This window comes from Crenobacter oryzisoli, from assembly GCF_030385785.1.
Lineage (GTDB): Bacteria > Pseudomonadota > Gammaproteobacteria > Burkholderiales > Chromobacteriaceae > Crenobacter_A > Crenobacter_A oryzisoli.
Genome location: NZ_JAUEDK010000117.1, coordinates 1 through 663 on the forward strand (window position 1 = coordinate 1; position 663 = coordinate 663).

Sequence of the window (663 nt, forward strand, 5' to 3'; positions counted from 1 at the left end):
CGGTGACGGCGACGGTGTTTCGTGAATTTCTGAAGCGGCTGATGATTGGTGCGGAAAAACCGGTGTTTGTGATCGTCGATGGCCATCCGATCCACAAGGCGAAGCTGGTCAGGGACTATGTGGAGAGGGTACTGTCAACTTGTTGATCTGGGCGGGCCTGCAGGAAAATGGCGGTCATGAAACCGTCCATGACCAACGCCCTCTCTTACGCCGGCTACCGATTCCCTCCCGAAGTGATCAGCTACGCGGTGTGGCTGTACTACCGCTTCCCTCTGAGCCTGCGCATGGTGGAGGAGCTGCTGGCGGCACGCGGCATTGCGCTGACCTACGAGACGGTGCGGCGCTGGGCGATGAAGTTTGGTTTGGGCTTCGCCAGGCGGATCCGGGACACGGCTCTGGCGCGAGGGGACAAGTGGCACCTCGACGAGGTGCTGGTCACGATCAACGGCAAGAAGCACTGGCTGTGGCGCGCTGTTGATCAATATGGCGCAGTGCTCGACGTGTTGGTGCCACGCCGGCGTGACAAGCAGGCCGCTAAGCGATTGATGCGCAAGCTGCTCAAAAAGCACGGTCGAGCGCCACGCGTGCTGGTCACCGACCAGCTCAAGAGCTACGCTGCCGCCAACCGGGAGTTGGGCCTCAGCTTCGAGCATCGCCAGCACA

At 61.2% G+C, this 663-nt stretch carries 1 protein-coding gene and 1 pseudogene; both read left to right on the forward strand.

Going from position 1 to position 663, the window contains the following annotated elements; all coding sequences use genetic code 11:
- Positions 1–125, forward strand: a pseudogene (locus QU481_RS23750) (transposase); the annotation flags it as partial.
- A gap of 63 nt (positions 126–188) precedes the next feature.
- Positions 189–663 (forward strand): IS6 family transposase (locus tag QU481_RS23755; protein WP_289832398.1); only part of this gene is annotated, 475 nt, incomplete at its 3' end.